At 73.9% G+C, this 17,677-nt stretch carries 21 protein-coding genes, 1 tRNA gene and 1 pseudogene; 8 read left to right on the top strand and 15 right to left on the bottom strand.

From position 1 onward, the window contains the following. The first annotated feature begins 41 nt into the window (after positions 1 to 41). On the top strand, positions 42 to 1,343 hold the full coding sequence (locus ACF1AL_RS32600; protein ID WP_391828392.1) for a hypothetical protein: 1,302 nt from the start codon (positions 42 to 44) through the stop codon (positions 1,341 to 1,343). Here ACF1AL_RS32600 and ACF1AL_RS32595 read toward each other — a convergent pair. After that, positions 1,307 to 2,893, bottom strand: coding sequence for a protein kinase (locus tag ACF1AL_RS32595; RefSeq protein WP_391828390.1), 1,587 nt, complete (start codon positions 2,891 to 2,893; stop codon positions 1,307 to 1,309). The genes ACF1AL_RS32600 and ACF1AL_RS32595 overlap by 37 nt on opposite strands. 121 nt (positions 2,894 to 3,014) lie before the next feature. After that, a complete protein-coding gene (locus tag ACF1AL_RS32590; RefSeq protein WP_366835211.1) occupies positions 3,015 to 3,563 on the bottom strand; it encodes a DNA-binding protein in 549 nt (182 codons plus the stop codon). A 181-nt stretch (positions 3,564 to 3,744) separates the two neighbouring features. Here ACF1AL_RS32590 and ACF1AL_RS32585 point away from each other — a divergent pair. Next, positions 3,745 to 3,817 (top strand) — tRNA-Ala (locus ACF1AL_RS32585). A 119-nt stretch (positions 3,818 to 3,936) separates the two neighbouring features. Here the strand turns inward: ACF1AL_RS32585 and ACF1AL_RS32580 are convergent. The 4 genes from ACF1AL_RS32580 to ACF1AL_RS32565 form a co-directional block, all read right to left on the bottom strand. Beyond that, positions 3,937 to 4,236 (bottom strand): DUF3817 domain-containing protein, encoded by a 300-nt coding sequence (locus ACF1AL_RS32580; RefSeq protein ID WP_391778147.1) that lies wholly within the window; start codon positions 4,234 to 4,236, stop codon positions 3,937 to 3,939. Then, complete coding sequence (locus ACF1AL_RS32575) at positions 4,233 to 4,694, bottom strand: DUF2269 family protein (RefSeq protein WP_391828388.1); 462 nt, start codon at positions 4,692 to 4,694, stop codon at positions 4,233 to 4,235. Before ACF1AL_RS32575 ends, ACF1AL_RS32580 begins: the two co-directional genes overlap by 4 nt. Next, positions 4,691 to 4,816, bottom strand: a complete 126-nt coding sequence (locus tag ACF1AL_RS32570; protein ID WP_391658766.1) for a hypothetical protein — start codon at positions 4,814 to 4,816, stop codon at positions 4,691 to 4,693. The genes ACF1AL_RS32575 and ACF1AL_RS32570 overlap by 4 nt, the downstream gene beginning before the upstream one ends. 72 nt (positions 4,817 to 4,888) lie before the next feature. Next, entirely contained in the window at positions 4,889 to 5,728 is an 840-nt protein-coding gene (locus tag ACF1AL_RS32565) for a DJ-1/PfpI family protein (RefSeq protein WP_391828386.1), read from the bottom strand. A 219-nt stretch (positions 5,729 to 5,947) separates the two neighbouring features. On the opposite strand from ACF1AL_RS32565, the gene ACF1AL_RS32560 reads away from it, so the two are divergent. Continuing rightward, complete coding sequence (locus ACF1AL_RS32560) at positions 5,948 to 6,886, top strand: GlxA family transcriptional regulator (protein ID WP_391702185.1); 939 nt, start codon at positions 5,948 to 5,950, stop codon at positions 6,884 to 6,886. A gap of 49 nt (positions 6,887 to 6,935) precedes the next feature. Here ACF1AL_RS32560 and ACF1AL_RS32555 read toward each other — a convergent pair whose 3' ends face one another. After that, positions 6,936 to 7,871, bottom strand: coding sequence for a ScbA/BarX family gamma-butyrolactone biosynthesis protein (locus tag ACF1AL_RS32555; protein WP_391821223.1), 936 nt, complete (start codon positions 7,869 to 7,871; stop codon positions 6,936 to 6,938). 228 nt (positions 7,872 to 8,099) lie between these two features. On the opposite strand from ACF1AL_RS32555, the gene ACF1AL_RS32550 reads away from it, so the two are divergent. The 5 genes from ACF1AL_RS32550 (at position 8,100) to ACF1AL_RS32530 (ending at position 12,528) form a co-directional block, all read left to right on the top strand. Next, positions 8,100 to 8,762, top strand: coding sequence for a ScbR family autoregulator-binding transcription factor (locus ACF1AL_RS32550; protein ID WP_366835218.1), 663 nt, complete (start codon positions 8,100 to 8,102; stop codon positions 8,760 to 8,762). A 161-nt stretch (positions 8,763 to 8,923) separates the two neighbouring features. Next, on the top strand, positions 8,924 to 9,622 hold the full coding sequence (locus tag ACF1AL_RS32545) for an HAD family phosphatase (RefSeq protein WP_384201354.1): 699 nt from the start codon (positions 8,924 to 8,926) through the stop codon (positions 9,620 to 9,622). Positions 9,623 to 9,624: 2 nt separating this feature from the next. Continuing rightward, positions 9,625 to 10,383: an SDR family NAD(P)-dependent oxidoreductase gene (locus ACF1AL_RS32540; RefSeq protein WP_386911335.1), complete on the top strand. Its 759-nt coding sequence runs from the start codon at positions 9,625 to 9,627 to the stop codon at positions 10,381 to 10,383. Positions 10,384 to 10,532: 149 nt separating this feature from the next. Beyond that, complete coding sequence (locus ACF1AL_RS32535; RefSeq protein WP_391702175.1) at positions 10,533 to 11,120, top strand: TetR family transcriptional regulator; 588 nt, start codon at positions 10,533 to 10,535, stop codon at positions 11,118 to 11,120. Positions 11,121 to 11,319: 199 nt separating this feature from the next. Further along, the gene (locus ACF1AL_RS32530; RefSeq protein ID WP_391778141.1) at positions 11,320 to 12,528 is read left to right on the top strand and encodes an IS701 family transposase; all 1,209 of its coding nucleotides are present in this window, start codon (positions 11,320 to 11,322) and stop codon (positions 12,526 to 12,528) included. A 219-nt stretch (positions 12,529 to 12,747) separates the two neighbouring features. Here ACF1AL_RS32530 and ACF1AL_RS32525 read toward each other — a convergent pair whose 3' ends face one another. The 8 genes and pseudogenes from ACF1AL_RS32525 to ACF1AL_RS32490 all read right to left on the bottom strand — a co-directional run. Then, on the bottom strand, positions 12,748 to 13,071 hold the full coding sequence (locus ACF1AL_RS32525; RefSeq protein ID WP_366835223.1) for a metalloregulator ArsR/SmtB family transcription factor: 324 nt from the start codon (positions 13,069 to 13,071) through the stop codon (positions 12,748 to 12,750). Positions 13,072 to 13,107: 36 nt separating this feature from the next. Beyond that, positions 13,108 to 13,872 (bottom strand): HAD-IB family hydrolase, encoded by a 765-nt coding sequence (locus tag ACF1AL_RS32520; RefSeq protein ID WP_366835224.1) that lies wholly within the window; start codon positions 13,870 to 13,872, stop codon positions 13,108 to 13,110. A gap of 75 nt (positions 13,873 to 13,947) precedes the next feature. After that, positions 13,948 to 14,196 (bottom strand): acyl carrier protein, encoded by a 249-nt coding sequence (locus ACF1AL_RS32515; RefSeq protein ID WP_366835225.1) that lies wholly within the window; start codon positions 14,194 to 14,196, stop codon positions 13,948 to 13,950. Between the two features lie 87 nt (positions 14,197 to 14,283). Next, on the bottom strand, positions 14,284 to 15,309 hold the full coding sequence (locus ACF1AL_RS32510; RefSeq protein WP_391828525.1) for a beta-ketoacyl-ACP synthase III: 1,026 nt from the start codon (positions 15,307 to 15,309) through the stop codon (positions 14,284 to 14,286). A 25-nt stretch (positions 15,310 to 15,334) separates the two neighbouring features. Next, positions 15,335 to 16,324 (bottom strand): AvrD family protein, encoded by a 990-nt coding sequence (locus ACF1AL_RS32505; protein WP_391702169.1) that lies wholly within the window; start codon positions 16,322 to 16,324, stop codon positions 15,335 to 15,337. Positions 16,325 to 16,447: 123 nt separating this feature from the next. Continuing rightward, on the bottom strand, positions 16,448 to 16,846 hold the full coding sequence (locus ACF1AL_RS32500) for a nuclear transport factor 2 family protein (RefSeq protein WP_366835228.1): 399 nt from the start codon (positions 16,844 to 16,846) through the stop codon (positions 16,448 to 16,450). A 109-nt stretch (positions 16,847 to 16,955) separates the two neighbouring features. After that, positions 16,956 to 17,369 (bottom strand): nuclear transport factor 2 family protein, encoded by a 414-nt coding sequence (locus ACF1AL_RS32495; RefSeq protein ID WP_391702165.1) that lies wholly within the window; start codon positions 17,367 to 17,369, stop codon positions 16,956 to 16,958. A gap of 50 nt (positions 17,370 to 17,419) precedes the next feature. After that, positions 17,420 to 17,677, bottom strand: a pseudogene (locus ACF1AL_RS32490) (NADPH-dependent FMN reductase); the annotation flags it as partial.

The raw sequence follows: 17,677 nt of genomic DNA, 5'->3' as shown, positions 1-17,677 counted from the left end.
TGGGCAGGGTCGGTCCGGTCCGTGCGACGAGGGGGCGCGTCATGGGAGGGCGTACGACGGCGGCCGCGGCGGCGCTGCTCGCGCTGGCGGCGGTGCCGGTGGCTGCGGGTCCCGTGGGTGCTGTGCCCGTGCGGGCGGCCACGGACGCCACGGGCTACGCGTTCGACCCCGCTGCCCGGCCCGTCGCCGCGGCGCCGGACCCCGGCGGGGCGGCGGCCCTCGCGCCGGGGCGCACCTACCGCTCCACGCTGACCGGCCGGGGGCCGGTCTGGTTCCGGCTCGACCTCGACGGCACGTCGAACGCGTACGTCTCCGCCACCGCCGTACCCCCGGCGGACGGTGGGGTCGCGGCCTCCGACGGGGTGAAGGTGTCGGTGCAGGACGCCGACGGGCACGCCTGCTCCTACGACACCCGGCTCTTCGGCGCCTCCCGCAGCCCGCACCCCGTGACGGCGTGGGGCGCGCGGGAGAGCGGGGTGAAGGGACGGTCGGTGTGCCGGGACGCCGGCACGTACTACGTCGCCGTGGAACGCGCCGGACGCGCCACGGCCACGACGGGCGCGCCACGGCCGTGGCAGCTGGAGCTCACCGCGGCCACCGAACCGCCCCTCGCCGAGGCCGGCCCGACCGGGGCGCCCGGGGACTGGGACTCGGCGTCCCCCACGCCGCCGGCGGGCGCGCCGAAGGCCCGCGAGGGCGGCGCCGGTTTCGCCGGCGCGCCCCTCGTCGGCGAGGGCGCCTGGCAGACCGTCGTGCGCCCCGGGCAGACCGTGTACTACCGGGTGCCCGTCGACTGGGGGCAGCGGCTGTCGGCGACCGCCGAACTGGGCGGCACCGGCGAGCGCCGCGGGTACGCCGTCGACGCGCTGGAGCTTGCCCTGTACAACCCGGTGCGCGCGCACGTCGCGGACGTCGGCGCGGGCTACGACGGCACGCGCAAGGCCACCGCCCTGCCGCCCCTGCCGCCGGTCGCCCACCGCAACCGGTACGCCACACGGGACGCGGTGGCCGGGATGCGGTTCGCCGGGGCGTACTACCTGGTGGTGCACGTGTCGGAGCGGGTGGCGGACCGTTTCGGCACGGGCCCGCTGCCGCTGACGCTGCGGGTGGGCGTCGACGGGACGCCCGGGCCCGGCCCCGGCTACGCGGGCCGGCCGACGCCGGGCGACGCCTTCCGGGTCGCGTCACCGGGCGGCGGGGGCGAGGACGGGGTGCTGCGGGCCGTCGCCGTGGGCGGGATCGGCACCGGGACCCTGCTGCTGGCGGTGCTCGGTGGATGGACGCTGCTGGCCCGCCGCCGCGCCGGTCAGCTGCGGGCCAGCGCCCAGAACCCGACGGCGTAGCAGACGAGGGCGAGCAGCAGCAGCGGCACGGCGACGCGGGCGGGCGGCCCGGGGCGGCGGCGCGGGCTGTCCCCAGGGCTGTGGACGTCTCGGGGTGCGCCCACGGTGTACGACGCGGTCGCCGCGTCGGGGCGGTAGCGCACGGTGGGCAGCGGCCGGGTGGGGGTGTCGGGCACCGACGGCGGCTGCGGCAGCCCGCCCTGACCGGGCGTCAGCGGTACGGCCGTGTCGGCGCGCCGAGCGGGTGCCGAGCCGCCGGTGCCGTCGCGGTCGCCGAAGGGGGGAGCGGGCGGCGTGCCGTACGGCGAGGCGGCCGGGGGCTGGGGTGCACCGAAGGCGGTCCCGGTCGTGGCGTCGTGCGCCCCGGAGCCGGAGCCGGGGAGGGAGCCGGTGCCGTCGTCCCGGGTGCGGAAAGGGGGAGCGGCGGGGGTGTGGGGCGGGCCGGTCGCATGGCCGCGTGGGTCGGGCGCGGGACCGGCCACGAGCCCACGTGGATCGGACGCGGAACCCGTGACCTGGTCGGAGCCGCTGTACGGAGGCACGTGACCGGTGTGCGGGGGCACGTGACCGGTGTGCGGGGGCACGTGACCGGTGTGCGCAGGCGTCGGGCCCCCGTACCGCGCGCCCTGACCCGTGCGCGGCGAGACCGTCGTGTCGTCGGGTGTGCTGCGCAGGGGGCCCTCGGGGCCGAAGCCCGCCGGGAGGGGGCCGACCTGGTCGAAGATCTCGATGAGTTCGTCGTCGGGCCCCGGCTCCGGGAGGAGCTCCGCGGCCGCCGCGAGCGCCTTGCGCGCCCCCGTCGCCGTGCGGAAACGTGCCTGCGGATCGGGTTGCAGCAGCGCGGCGACCACCTGCCACAGCGGTTCGGGCACGTTCTTGGGCGCGCCGGGCGTGCCGTGGTCGGCGAAGTACCGCACCAGTGCCTTGGCGTCCGGCTTGGCGCCCTCCAGCAGGTACAGCGCGACCAGGCCGGCCGCGAACAGATCGGCCGGGAAGTCCGGCTCGGCGCCCAGCAGCTGCTCGGGCGCGAGGTAACCCGGCGTCCCCACCACGAGGTTGGTCTCCGTCAGCCGCGGCTCGCCGAGCCGCATCGCGATGCCGAAGTCGGACAGGCGCAGCCGGGGACGGCCCGTGCCGGTGGCCTCCAGCAGGATGTTGGCGGGTTTGACGTCCCGGTGGACGACGCCCTCGGCGTGCACCGCGGCCAGCCCGGACAGCAGCTGGTCCAGCAGGGTGCAGACGAACGCCGGCGGGAGGGGGCCGTAGTCGCCGACGAGATGGACCAGCGAGCCACCGGTGACGAGGTCCATGGTGAACAGGACCTGGTCGTCGTCGGCGGCCCAGCTGGTGGGGGCGAGCACATGGGGGTGGTCGATGCGCAGCGCCTGCTCGCGGACGAACCGCAGCAGGGAGTGCGCGTCGCGCTGCTGGAGGACCTTGGCGGCCGCGTACCGGCGCCGGCGGTGGTCCCAGACCCGCCACACGGCACCGACGCCACCGCGTCCGATCGGGTCGACGAGTTCGTACCGCCCGGCGAAGACCTCACCCATCGCTGCGTGCCGCTCCTCCCCCTCGGGTCACCCCCCTTGCCTCCCCCGCGGCGGGCGCTCCGACGCCTCCCGCATCCCGCGGGCCGCGCGCACCCCCCGGTGCCGCGCCGCCCCGCAGGGGTCAGTTCTGGTGGGACTGGTAGTGCGCGACCGCGTCCGAGGTGCGGCCCGCGCCGTAGACGCGCAGGAACTCGGCCAGTTCCGGGTGGCTGGGGGCGAGGCTGTCCGCGGCCTCGATGATGTCGCCTGCGGCGGCCACGGAGCGCAGCAGCGACTGGATCTCGCGGACCACCCGCTTGACCGTCGGGGCGCCCGAAGTGCTCACCGTGTGCGTGGTGTTGCTGAGCACCGAACCCCCCTGTGACTTCTTGATCTCCTCCATGCGCTCGGTGGCCTCGGCGGCGCTGACGCTGCCGTCCGCCACCTGCGCCGCCAGCTCCTGCAGCAGCTGCACCCGCTGGACGACCGCCGGGTTGCCGATCTTCGCCCGCTGGCCGCTCATCAGCTGGGACAGCATCGGCGCCGACAGTCCCAGCACCCCCGCGAGCCGGGCCTGGTTCAGGCCCAGGTCGTCTATGAGCCTGCGGAAGAGCGCCCCCAACGGCTCCCCGTACCAGTTCCGCTGCAGTTCCCGCGCTCTTGCGGTGGCTTCCTGCTGTGCGGCGTCCATTGCGTCTCCCCATCGCTTCCCCAAAACGGCGGTTCGCTGCCGCGAACCACGCGGAGCATCTTACGGAGCGTGGTCGGCTACCGGGACCCCCAATCTTTTTGCGAGATCCCCGGGGAGACCCGGTACTCTGGTCTGCGGCGCCCACCGGAACGCGAGTCTTCCGGCCGGACGCTTCTTGTACGGGGCCTTAGCTCAGTTGGTAGAGCGCCGTCTTTGCATGGCGGATGTCAGGGGTTCGACTCCCCTAGGCTCCACACCCCAAGAGCCCCTCCGATCTGCGGGAAGCGGATCGGAGGGGCTCTGTGCGTCCCCCGTCGGCCCAGGGGGTGTCTCGTCCCGGCCCCTGGGGCCGGCGCGGAACCTGGCGGACGGTTCAGGACGGGGCGGCCTCCTCCGCCCGGGCGCGGGCCGCGTCGCCGCGGCCAAGCAGCCGCAGCGCGAGCAGCCCGCCGACGCCCGGGACGAGGGCCGTGACGGTGACGGTCCAGGCGGGCTTGAGGCGCCAGGTGGCGATCACCACGAACAGGTACGCGCAGCCGTGCGTGGGGCCCATCACGGACGAGACGGGTTTGAGGTGGACGGTGAACACGTTGGCCAGCATCAGGATGAGGGAGATCAGCTCGGTGTGAGCGGCGATGCGCAGGTGGCGCGGGGTGTCCGGACGCACGGTCACGCTCCGGTGGTCGAGCCGGGGCGGACGATCATCAGGACGGTGACCGTCGCCCACAGGAGGTTGAAGATGCCGGTCACCAGGGCGAGTCGGCCCGCGACCGCGACCGTCGGCGTTCCGTCCGGGCTCGCCGTGCCGGTCAGGGCATGGTCCTGGCCGGGCAGGACCAGCAGGACGAGGACCCCGGCGGCCGCCGCGGTCAGCACGACCGACGTGATCACCCAGGGGTCGCCGAGGACCCCGAGGCTGCTCGCCGTGGCGAAGCCGAAGACGGGGACCGCGAGGCCGATGCCGGCGTAGAGCCGGCAGATGCGGTGCAAGGTCCGCAGGGTCGTGCGACCGGCGTCGCCTTCAGCGGCGGCGCGGCGCAGGGCCGCGGGGAACATGCTCGCGGCGACGGTGACGGGACCGACGGCCAGGATGGCGGCCAGGACGTGCAAGGACAGCAGGATCTTGGTCACGCCGGCTGCTCCGCGGCCGCGCGCTCGCCGGTGACCTTCGGGGCGGGCAGACGTCCGGCCCGGGCGGTGATCCCGCCGACGGGGGTGGAGACGGACGGGTTCCAGGTGCCTTCGGCAGGCATGGTGATGCTCCTTCTTACGGTGCGCTGCTGACGGGAGGGGCGGGGCCGCGGCGGTGGGCGCGTGCCCGGGTTTCAGAGGGCGGCGGGAACGGGACCCCGGGCGCGCCAGACGGTGCCGCGCCTGTCGTGGGCGAAGAGTTCCTCGACCGCGTGGGCGATGCGCGGCCCGGTCTCGCGTTCCAGCAGGTACAGGGCGAGGTCGAGTCCGGAGGTGACGCCGGCACCGCTGATCAGGTCGCCGTCGTCGACGACCCGGGCGTGGACCGCGTGCGCTCCGGCGGCGTCCAGCAGATCCAGGCCCAGGTGGTGCGTGGTGGCGTGCCGGTGCTCCAGCAGCCCGGCCATGGCCAGGACGAGCGAGCCGCCGCAGACCGTGGCCACGGTCACCTCCGGATCGTCCATGGCCTGCCTCAGGAGCGCGGACAGCCCGGTGGTCAGCGTGCGGCCGAGCAGCTCCGGGACGGAGGCTTCCTGCCCCGGGTCGTAGCGGGTCCCCGCGTCCTGCCCCGGGTCGTCGCCGGTCCCCGCGTCCTGCCCCGGGTCGTAGCGGGTCCCCGCGTCCTGCCCCGGGTCGTCGCCGGTCCCCGCGTCCTGCCTCGGGTCGTAGCGGGTCCCCGCGTCCCGCCTCGGTTCGCCGGTCCCCGCTTCCTCCTGCGGGGCCTCGCCGGGAGCACCGACGCGACCGGAGGCACCGGGCACCACGATCACGTCCGCCCGCTCCGGATCGAGGGCGGCGGTGGCGCGCAGCGCCAGCCCACCGGTGCCGCTGGTCACCTCGCGGGGCCCCTCCGCACTGGCCAGTTCCACGCTCACCGCGCCCCGCGTGGCCGTGCCGCCGGCGTGGAGCACCTCGTAGGGGCCGATGACGTCGAGCGGATCGAAGCCGTCGAACAGGGCGATCTGGACGTGCATGGGGCGTTCCTCCGAAAGCGGGTGTGCGGAGACGCGGTGAAGTCAACCCGCTGCCGATCCGATCGCCCAGTGGCAGGAGTGACAGGTTTCAACGGGAAATTGCCACACGCCCGGTCCGGGCCTTCTCGGGGTCTTCTCCCACGTCATGGCCGCTGTCGCGTGGGGGCACCGGCACATCGGCCCGGGATTCGCTGTGCGGCGATCAGATAGGTTCCCGCCATGCACACCGTCGTCGTTCTGGCGCTCGACCAGGTGATCCCGTTCGATCTGTCCACGCCGATCGAGGTCTTCACCCGGACCCGCCTGCCCGACGGGCGGCCCGGCTACCGGCTGCGGGTCTGCGCGGAACGCGACGAGATCGACGCCGGTGCCTTCACCCTGCGCGCGCCGTGGGACCTGGACGCGCTGGGGGACGCGGACACGATCATCGTGCCGGGGATCGCCGACCCGACGGCCCCGCTGCCCCCTGCCGTGGGCGACGCCCTGCGGGAGGCCGCCGCGTCCGGGACCCGGATCGCCTCGCTGTGCGTGGGCACGTTCCCGCTCGCGGCCACCGGGTTGCTCGACGGGCTGCGCGTCACGACCCACTGGCGTGCGGCGGACCTCCTGGCCGCCCTGTACCCGAAGGTCACCGTCGACGCGGACGTGCTCTACGTCGACAACGGCCAGTTCCTCACCTCGGCGGGCGCCGCCGCCGGCATGGACCTGTGCCTGCACATGATCCGCCGGGACTACGGCTCCGCGGTCGCCGCCGACGCCGCCCGGCTGTCCGTGATGCCGCTGGAACGCGAGGGCGGGCAGGCGCAGTTCATCGTGCACGACCACGTCCTCACCCCGCAGGGCTCCGAGTTGGAGCCGCTGCTGGTGTGGCTGCGGGAGAACCTCGCCCGCGACCTCACCCTGGACGACATCGCCGCGCGGAGCGGAACCAGCACCCGCACCCTGATCCGGCGCTTCCGCAGCCAGACCGGGACCACCCCGCTGCAGTGGCTCCACCGGGCCCGCATCCGCCAGGCCCAGCACCTGCTGGAGACCACCGAGCACTCCGTCGAGCGCATCGGCCGCCAGGTCGGATTCGGCTCGCCCACCACCTTCCGGGACCGCTTCAAGCGCACCACGGGCGTGAGCCCGCAGACCTACCGGCGCACCTTCGGCTGACGCCCTCCGCGCCGCGTCCGCGCAGCCCGGAGGGCATGTCCCGCGCCGGTCAGCCCCGCGGGGTGCGCAGCATCGTGACGACGCCGGAGAACAGGCACAGGTCGTTCTGGACGAGGGAGACGATCGCCCGGGACGTGGTGCGGCCGGGCGAGTCCAGCAGGCTGGCGTGCACCCAGCACGGGGCGTCGAACTCGCCGTAGCGGGCGAAGACGGCGTCCATGCCGACGACGGTCACCGGCTCCGGGTGGGCCAGGGAGTGCGCGGCCTGCCGCGCGGCCTCCAGGACGAGCATGCCGGGCACGTGGTCGACGGGGTGGTCGAACAGCACCGGGTGGCTCATGTCGACGCGCAGCCGGCTGCGCCCGGGTACGTCGGAGGCGGACAGCACGACGTCGCCGGGCCGGTCGCGGCCGACGCGTTCAGGTGCCACCGGGGGTGCCGGCGGCACCGCGCGGCCGGTGGCCCAGGCGAGGTCGGCGTAGCGTCCGCGGACACGCTCGTACAGGGCGGGCGCATGGTTGGCGAAGTGGGTCTGGGCATGGCCCACGGTCACGCCGTCGCGCACCATCTCCACCTGCATGGTCACCGTGGCGAGCCGGCCGGCCCGGCGTACGACGTCCCGGCAGTCGATGCGCAGTTCGAGCGGTGTGTCGCCCTCGCCGGCGGCCAGGGCCGCGGGGGTGAGGGAGAAGCGCAGGCTGCTCCAGGACTGGCGGTGGCCGAACGGCACGCCGTAGGCGGCGTGGCTGAGCAGCGGCACCGTCTGGCGGACCGTCTCGGCGAACAGCAGCGGGTCGTGCAGGCCGTCGCGGGTGCCGTAGAAGCGGTGGTCCCGGGGCCAGTCGGCCAGGACGCGGTAGGCGTCCGGCGCTGTCTCCCGCCACTGGGTGAGCAGCACCTCCGAGGCGTCGACCTTGTGGACGTACTCCCGTGTGACCGGCATGCCTACCCTGCCGTCCGGCACGACCTGAGCGGTACTGGACATGCGAGCTCCCCCCTAGCATTGACCAACTCGGTCCTGATCACAGGGCCAGGACCCCCATAAACATAAAGAGTGCTCTGTTCTGTATGCTCTGGACACAGTAAAGAGATCTTCAACACAGCCTCAAGATCGCGACGCCGATCGCCCAGGACGACGGGCACTTTTTCGGACATCCTCTGCGGACACCGGGGGCTGCCATCGCGTAATGACTGTTCTGTTTTGGAGCCGACCATGAGACAGCTGAAGCAGCAACGAGCCGTGGAGACCCGGGAGGCGATCCTGCATGCCGCGGCAGCGGTCTTCGACGAGTTCGGCTACGCCGGGGCGAGCATCAACCGCATCCTGGAGCGCTCCGGCGCCACCTCCGGCGCGCTCTACTTCCACTTCCAGTCCAAGGAGGGCCTCGCCCGCGCGGTCATGGAGGCGCAGCCGCGCACCATCGTCCCGCTGCTGACGTCCGAGGGGCTGCAGCGGCTGGTGGACATCACCATGGTCTGGTCGCACCTGTTGCAGACGAACACCTTGCTGCGGGCCGGGGTGCGGCTGACGACGGAACAGAGCGCGTTCGGCATGGAGGGCGCGGCGACGCCCTACGAGGAGTGGGCGGCCATCATGGAGGAGTGCCTGCTCGCGGCCGCCCACCGCGGGGAACTGCAGGCCGGGGTGGAGCCGAAGGAACTGGCCGAGCTCGTCGTGGAGACCTGTACCGGCATGCAGCTCTTCTCCGCCGCCGCCAGCGGACGGGCGGATCTGCCGCAGCGGGTGGTCCGGATGTGGCGGCTGGTGCTGCCCGGCGTCGCCGTACCCGCCCTCGCGGTCCGCATCAAGATCGATCCGGAGCACTGGAAGGCGGCCGTCTGTGGCAGTCTTCCCGGTGCAAGTCCGACCACTTGACCGGCCGCCGCACGGCGGCGGCCCGCTGACGTCCACGATCGGGGACGCGCCGACGTCTGCCCAGCGCAACGATGCCCGGGCAGCCCCCTCGCACGCCCACCCGGTGGGCCGGGCCGTCGCGCGGTCCCCGCTCGGCGGATCCGGACCCCTGGGAGGGGAACATGCAACGGGGACTCGACAAGCTGCGGCTGGCCGCGCTGAACATCGACGGGGTACTGCTCAACGACACCTTCAGCCCGGTCATCCACCACTTCGTCGTCAGCCGGGGCGGCCGGTACACGGCCGAGACGGAGCGCGCGATCTTCTCGCAGCCCCAGCACATCGCGGGGCAGCGGATGGCCGAGGCGGTGGGCGGCACCCTGACCGGCGAGGAGGCCCTCGCCGCCTACTTCGAGGAGCGCGACCGCCACCTCGCCGACCACCCCGTCGAGGTGGCCGCCGGCGCGGCCGAACTCCTGCGCCGGCTGCGCGGACTGGGCCTGCGCACCGTCTGCTACGGCGGACTGCCCAAGGCCCACTTCGACCGCTTCCTCGGGGAGTACGCCGACCTGTTCGACGGCCCCGGCTACGTGTGCACCAACGACTTCCGGCCCGGCGTCCACGAGATCACCGCCGACGTCTTCGGGCTCCAGCACGACGAGGCGCTGTTCGTGGACGACGTCGCCCGCGTCGCCGAGACCGCCCGCGCGCTCGGCACCGCCTTCATCGGGCTGCCCAGCCCCTTCCCGCACGGATTCCAGCGGCAGTTGATGGGCGAGGCGGGCGTGCGCCACCTCGTCGACGGCCTCGACGCGATCGACGAGGAGCTGCTGCGCCGCGTCGACGCCGAGGCCGCGGCCGGCACGGTGTGGGGGGAGTGACCGTGCTCGACGGACGAGTCGCCATGATCACCGGGGCGTCCAGCGGCATCGGTGCCGCCGCGGCCCGGGTCTTCGCCGCCGAGGGCGCCGCGGTCGTGCTCATGGCCCGGCGCGCCCAGCCGCTCCAGGCCCTGGCCGAGGAGATCCGCGGGGGCGGCGGCCGGGCGCTGGCCGTGCCCGGTGACGTGGCCCGGTCCGCGGACGTCGCCCACGTCGTCGAGCGGGCGGTCGAGACCTTCGGCCACCTGGACGCCGCGTTCAACAACGCCGGTTACGCCACCGCCGGGGTGCCGCTGCACGAGATCGACGACGCGACGTACGAGCAGACCGTCGACGTCAATCTGCGCGGGGTGTGGAACTGCCTGCGCCACCAGATACCGGCCATGCTCGCCTCGGGGCGCGGCGGAGCCGTGGTCAACACCTCCAGCGTCGCGGGCACCGCGGCGACCGGGGCGTCGGCGGCGTACGTGGCCGCCAAGCACGCGGTCATCGGCCTGACCAGGGCCGCCGCCGCGGACTACGGCGAGCGGGGGATCCGCGTCAACGCGCTCGTGGTGGGCGCCACGCGCACCGAGATGATGGAAGAAGTGCTGCGCCAGGCACCGGAGTTGGAGGCCACCTTCGCGGCCGCGGCGATCCAGAAGCGGATGGCCGATCCGGCGGAGGTGGCGCGGACCGCGGCCTGGCTCTGCAGCGACCAGGCGTCCTTCGTGACCGGCGCGGCCGTCCCGGTCGACGGAGGTGCGACCGCCACGCATTGATCTTCCCGTTACGTGGCGGCAAAAAAAGAACGCTCACTTTGTAAACTGGGTCGCGCCAGGAGTAGTTTCCGCGACGGGGCGGTCGGGCGCAGCCGGCCGCCCCTGCGGTTCAGCCCGGACCGACAGGGCCCCGGGGAGGGAGTGCGGCGGTGCAGGACAGGGCGGCGCGGACCCGGGAGATCCTCATCCGAGGCGCCGCGGTGTGCATCGACGCACAGGGCTACCGGGGGGCCACCCTCACCGCCATCTCCCGCCTGTGCGATGTGTCCATCGGAGCCCTGACCTTTCACTTTCCCGACAAGGCCGGTCTCGCGGCGGCCGTGGCGCGGACCGGCGCCGACAGCGCCCGGCGGGTCGTGGCGGAGGCGTCCGAGCGGTACGACTCCCCGCTGCGGGCCGTCGGCGCGGTGCTTCAGGCCCTCGCGCGCCTGGTCGAGGAGGACGTCGTCGTCCGGGCGACGGCGCTGCTGGCGCGGGAGCGGGCGGACATCGCCGCCGACTGGCAGCAGGCGTGGCTGCCGCGCCTGGAGGAACTGGCCGAGGAGGCCGACGCGCGCGGCGAGCTGGGCCCGGCGGGGACGCCGCGTCTGCTGACGTCGCTGGTCAGCTGGTTGCTGACGGCCGCGGAGGCGCATCCGCGCACACGGGCCGGGCAGCGCGCGGACGAGGTCATGAGCGGGGAGCTCGCCCGCGTCTGGCCGCTGCTCGAGTGCGGGATCGCCAAGGGGCCCTGTTAGCGGGACGGGACCCTGTTGGCGGGACGCCGGTCCCCCCTTGTCGTTTCCTCCCCAAGCCGGGTGCCGTCTCGGCGTCGTCGTCCGGACCGTGGTGTTCCAGATGGTGGCGATCCAGGGTGCGAAAACAAAACGAGTATTCTATATTTTCCTCAGGCGGAGACCTGGCCGACCAGGACACCGCACGAGACGGGGGAAACGTATGTACACCGTTGTCCAGCCGAGGCCCGCACGTCCGGAACGCGCCGTCAGCCGCGCCGTCCGGAGAGTTCCGCGAGACCAGCCCCGACGGACCGAACTGCGCCGCCACCGGGAGGAGCTGCTCGACACGCTCTTCTCCTCCCTCAGCCGCCGCGACCAGCGGATGCGCGGCGAGCACTACCTGCGCGGCCTGCTGTTCGCCGAGGGCCGCAAGTCGGTCCGCAACATCGCCCACTCGCTCGGGCTGCCCGACGAGGAGCAGCGGCTGCACCACTTCATCTGCGGCTCCACCTGGGACTGGGCGCCGATGCGCGCCGCGCACGCCGCCTTCCTCGACCGGCTCTGCCCGCCCCGGGCCTGGGTCCTGCACGCCATGACCATCCCCAAGGACGGAGAGCACACCGTGGGCGTCGACCGCTTCCCCGACGCCGGCCGGTCCGTCAGCGGCCAGCGGACCTTCGGTGCGTGGTACGCCTCCACGGCCTTCAGCGCCCCGGTCAACTGGAAGCTGTTCATGCCCCGTCACTGGATCGAGGACGAGGCGCTGCGCGGGAGGGCCGACCTCCCGGCCGGTCTCTCCTACGCGCCGGTGGAGCAGTGCGCGGCCGAGGCGGTTCTGGAGGCGGCGCGCGAGTGGTCCGTTCCGCCCCGGCCCGTGCTGATGGACCTGCGCGGCGACGACGACTGGCAGTCCGCGCGGCGCATCACCGCCGCCGGGCTGCCCGTGGTGGCCAGGATCGCCGCGACGACACGGTTCGCCGCGGACGCCCCCGAGCGGCACGGCTCCCCGGGGGAGCCCCTGACGGCGGCGGCCCTCCTGGACGCGGCCCGCTCCTCGCGGCGCTGCGTGGACTGGGCCGACCCGGGCGGCTCGGGCAGCGTGCGCACATCGTGGGTGGCGGCCGTCCCGGTCCGGGCACCCGAGGCCCGCTCCGGTCACGGCCGGCCGCTCGTCCTGCTCGGGGAGTGGCGCCCCGGGCAGGACACGCCCGCGCAGGTCTGGGTCACCGACCTGACCGACAGCACGCCGGCGGACCTGCTCAAGCTGACCAAGCTGACCCGCAAGGTGGCCCTCGACCAGGGCCTGGGCGCCGACCGCACCGGGGTGCGCGACTTCGTCGGACGGTCCTTCTGCGGCTGGCACCGGCACATGACCCTCGCGTCCGCGGCCCACACCCTGCGCCTGATGTCGCTGCAGAGCGGACGCTGACGAGCGGGGTCCCGGGCGCCGGGTGCGCGGGGGCGGCGGCCCGCCCCGGCGCCCGGCCCTGCCCGCGCCGTGTCCCCGGGTCGGCCCGTGCCGGGCCCCCGGGCCCACCCCGCGCCGTATCCCCGGGTCGGCCCCGTGCCATGTCCCTCGGCCCGTCCCCCGACGTCATCGGTCGTCATCCGCTCACCGTCTGCCCGCCGTGCGCTCAACATGTGTTCGTCAGCCGTGGGTGCGCGCCGGGGCCGTCGTCACCTGGACCGCCTCCAGCAGGGCGGGGAAGCGGGCGTCGATGTCCTCCCGCCGGAGCGAGATGATGCGGGCGGTGCCGCGGACCTCGGTCTGCACCAGGCCGGCCTCGCGCAGCACCTTCAGATGGTGCGACAGCGTCGACTTCGCGATGGGGTAGCGGAACAGTCCGGCACAGCGCGGCCCTTCCGCGTACGTGGTACGGGCGATGTCCCTCCGGATGGGATCGCTGAGCGCGTGCAGCACCTTGTTGAGGGAGATGTCCTTCCGGTCAGGGTGAAACGGTGGGTTGCGCACGTCGACCTCCTCGTCGACCGGGGGTGAGGGGACAGGTCACGACGGCACCGCGTCGGCCGCGGCGGTCCCGCGCCCGGCCGGGCCGTCGCCGTCCCAGGCGGGAAGGCACCCGCCGAGCGGGAGCTCCGGTGCGCGCGGGGCGCAGGGCAGCACGGTCCAGTGGTGCAGCCGCGCGTGCCGGTCGAGCCGGGGGTCGCCCGCGACGACGACGGGCGTGCCCACCGCGTTCAGCAGGGGCAGGTCCGACAGGTGGTCGCCGTAGGCGGAGCAGTCGGCGAGGTCCGCCCCGTGGACCGAGGCCGCGAGCCGCGCCGCGTCCGCCTTCGCCGGGCCGATCATCGGCTCCCGCAGCAGTTCCCCGGTGTAGTGGCCGTCCACGATCTCGGGCGCGGTCGCCCACACGTCGCTCACCCCCAGCTGCTCGGCGAGAGGGGTGAGCACCGCCGGGAAGGACCCGGAGACGAAGACGACGGCGTCGCCCCGAGCCCGGTGCCGGTGCAGGGCGTCGACGGCGGCGGGGTTGAGGAAACCGTCCTGGGCCCGCTCCTTCGCGAACCACGCCCGGGCCAGGTGGGCCACGGACTCGGCGTCGGCGCCCCGGAAGTTGGTGAAGTAGGCGCGGTTGGTCGCCTCGCGGGGCACGCCGAGGGCCGTCATGGCCTTCAGCCGCTGGCGCCGCTGCTCGTACACGTGGGGCCCGTGTCCCCGCGCCGCCAGGTAGAAGCGCAGGAAGCGGAACAGCGTGGTGTCCGTGGTGAGGGTTCCGTCCACGTCGAAGAACGCGAGGCGTCGGGCACTCATGGTCTCTCCTGTGAGGCGGTGCGGCTCCGCCCGGCGCCGGCGGGTCCCGGCGTCGGGCGGAAGGCGGCGGTCCGGTCAGCCCTGGACGCCCTTGGCGCGCAGCAGCTCGACGGTGGCGGCGATGGTCCCGGCCTCCTGCAGCTCGTGGTCCTCGACCTCGACGCCGAAGCGCCGCGAGAGCACCACGGCGAACTCGACGAGGACGAGGGAGTCGAAGGCGAGGCTCTCGAAGTCCGTGTCGACGTCGGTGTCGTCCGGGACCTCGTAGTCGGTGCGCAGGATGTCGATGAGGACGTCGGCCAGCGGCAGGGTGGTGGTGGTCATGTGGGGAGGTCGCCTTTCGGGTACGGGCAAGCGCGATGGGAGTGGGGTGGGGGTGGAGAGAAGAGGTGGAAGGGGGCGCGGCGTCGTTCAGACGGGGACGATGTCCGGCCAGGTCAGGGCCGCGGAGCCCCAGGTGAGACCGCCGCCGAAGGCGGTGAGCAGGACGCGGGCGCCCGGCGTGAGCGCGCCGCTCGCGGCGGCGTCGGCGAGGGCCAGCGGGATGGAGGCGGCGGAGGTGTTGCCGACCCGGTCGAGGTTGACGACCGCGCGTTCCGCCGGGATGCCGAGGCCGCGGGCCACGGCGTTCAGGATGCGCACGTTGGCCTGGTGGCCCACGAGCCAGTCGACCTCGCCGGCGCCCCAGCCGAGGCGGTCGAGCACGGTCTGCGAGGACGCGGTCATCCGGTTCACGGCCTGCGTGAAGACCTGCTTGCCCTGCATGGTGAAGTAGCAGTCGTCGGCGTCGGGTTCCGGGGTCGTGGCGCGCTGCCGGGACCCGCCGGCCGGGATGGTGATGAGGTCGCGCCCGGTGCCGTCGGAGCCCAGGTCGAGGTCGAGCAGCAGCCCGGGCCGGTCGCTGTCCGGTGCCGCGGAGAGGAGGACCGCTCCGGCGCCGTCGCCGAAGATGACGTTGGTGGTCCGGTCGGCCGGGTTGAGGATGGTGGAGTAGGTCTCGGCCCCGATGACCAGGGCCCGCTGCGCCTGACCCGCGACGATGTGCGCCGAGGCGGCCGCGAGCGCGTAGATGAAGCCCGAGCAGACCGCCGCGATGTCGTAGGCCGCGACGGGGCCGAGGCCCAGGCGGGCGGCCACGTCCGGGGAGGTGGCGGGGCAGGGGTTGTCGGGGGTGGTGGTGGCGAGGACGACCAGGTCGACCGCGCCGGGCCCGGCCTCCAGGCCGGCGGACTTCAGGGCCCGGTGGCCGGCCTCGACGGCGAGGTCGCCGGTGGCGACGCCGGGGCCCGCCCAGTGCCGGCTGCGGATGCCGGTCCGGGTGGTGATCCATTCGTCGGTGGTGTCGAGGCGCTCGCACAGGGCCTCGTTGGTGATGCGCTGCGGGGGCAGATAGCTGCCCAGACCGACCAGCGCGACGGGTGTGGTGTGCACGGTGATCGCTTTCTGGCGGATGGCAGCGGACTCAGGGCAGCAGGTGGACGACGTTGCAGGTCAGCTCGGTGTCACCGAGGGCCGCGGTGAGGCGGGCGGTGCGCCAGGTGCCCTCGGCGGTGGGGAGTTCGGCGGTGCGGTCGAGCCGGACGCGGAAGCGGTCGCCGGGCTCGGCGTCGGCGAGGGGGCGGGGCGTGAAGCGGGTGGTGCGCATCCACAGGGTGTTGGACTGCGCGCGGGTCAGCCCGTCGAGTTCGTAGAGCAGCACCTGCCCGAGCTGGAGGGCGCACACGAACAGGTCGATCGCGGTGGGGACGGGCTTCGCCGCGGGGTCGTGGCCGGGGGCGTCGACGAGGGTGAGCCGGGCGTCGGCGGTGCCCGCGCTCACGTCGGCCACCACGTCCTCGAGGTACTGGCTGCGGCTGTGGTGGGAGACGCCGAACGCCGTGGAGTTCCAGGGCCCGTCGAGCTCGTCAGCCGTGGCGTAGGAGCCGGGCGCGGAGTGCGGGGCGTCCACCGTCGGGTGCTCGGCCTCGACCTGGAGCGTCATGGAGCCGATCACGCAGTCCATGGTGGTGACGGACCGGCCGGCGGTGTCCGGGGAGGCGACGGTGGACAGGTGACGGGCCGTCACGCCGAAGCGTTCCAGGCCGTCCTCGTCGGGAGTGGAGCCGGCCTTGATGCGCAGGCCGCGGACCCGGAAGGAGGCGTCGGCGGTCAGCCGGTGGGTGTGCGCGGCGTACAGACCGGTGAGCCGGGCGGCGAGGAGCATGCCGTCCAGGGTCGACAGGTGCGGCCGCTGCAGCGTCTCGCCCTTGCGGGACCAGGTGTCGGGCAGATGGATGCCGGCGGTGGCGCGTATCTCGCCGGCGGTGGAGCCGGTGCCGGGGGCGACCGTGACGCCGGTCAGCGAGTACGTGACCCGCTTGAACCCCTCACCGAAGAACCGGCCGTGGCGGTCCCCCAGGACCTCGTCCACGCTCGCCAGCCGCAGCTGCTGTTTCAGGCCGTTGGCCTGCATTGTGATCCTCCCCCATCAGGATGTTTGGTGGTCGTGCCCCGCCCCGGCGCGATGGTCCGGGGCGGTCGGCACGGGCGCCCGCCCCGCACGCGGGGTGAGCCGGGCGCCCGGTGTCCGGCTGACTCAGTGGTCGCCGAGCTGCGCCTGCGCGGCGAAGACGCCGTGGTGGAAGTACAGCCGCGCCTCGGAGATCAGGCCCTCGTCGTTGAGCTTGAAGACGGAGATGCCGGACCAGTTCACGGGATTGCCGTCGGTGGTGACGACCGCGCCGCGCCAGGAGACGGCGGTCTCGCCGCCGGTGGTGTACGCCTCGATCGGGGTGATGCCGATGAACGGGTCGAACAGCGGGATCACCTTGCGCAGCTTGGCGAGGATCGCCTCACGGCCGCGGATCGGCTCGCTGCCGACCGGGTCGTGGAAGAGGGCGTCCTCGGCGAAGCCCGCGCCCCACAGCTCGGCGTCGGCGGCCAGCGAGCCGGCGTAGAACTGGTGGACGGCCTTGGGCATGGCGGGGAAGGACATGGTGTCTCTCATTTCTCGGTACGAAGGGTGAAGAGGGGGTTGGTCGAAGCGGCGGCGGGCCGTGCGGCGGGCGCCGTCGGGGCCGCGGCCGGGGTGCGGCGGGCGCCGGTCAGGCGGTGAACGCCTCGTGGATCGCGTAGCTGTCCTCGTACATGTGGTAGCGGACGATGCGGCCGTCGGTGACGGTGAAGTGCAGCGCGTACCGGTTGTGGAACTTCTTGCCGGTGGCGGTCACCTCGAAGACGCAGTTCGCGATGACCACGGCGTCCTGGCCCTGGGTGACCCGGGTGGTGATCTCGAACGACTCGGGGCCGGTGAGGACCTGCGGGAAGAGGCCGAAGAACTCGGCGATCTCCGCCTGGGTGGAGCGGGAGCCGGCCCACGGGACGTTCGGGGCGCCGGCGACGTGGAAGTCGACGGTGTCGGCGAACTGGCCGAGCAGGGCCTCGGAGTCCCCGGCGCCGAAGGCGGCGAAGAAGGCGTCGACGGTCTCGTCGGTGGTGCGCGTGGCAGCGGTGGTCACGGTGTCAGCTCTCTCGTGGTGCGGGTGAGGGTGGGTGGCGGACGCTCTCGTCAGGCGGTGAGGCCGAGGGCTTCGCGGCCGGCGAGGACGATGGTGGTGTGGTGGGTGACGCGTTCGCCGAGGTGTTCGGCGGTGGCGATGTCGGCCTTGGAGACGTCGGTGGGGGGGAGGTCGGCGGGGGTGGAGGCGGCGGCGCCGTTGAAGTAGCCGAGGCGGTTGAGGTCGTTTTCGGATTCGGTGCTGGTGTGCCAGCCGGGGTGGAGGCCGAGGTTGATCCAGTTCATCTGGTGCTGGGCGGCGAGGGTGGT

It is taken from the genome of Streptomyces sp. NPDC014801, from assembly GCF_043082085.1.
Taxonomy (GTDB): Bacteria; Actinomycetota; Actinomycetes; order Streptomycetales; family Streptomycetaceae; genus Streptomyces.
This window is presented reverse-complemented; position numbering and strand designations above follow the sequence as displayed.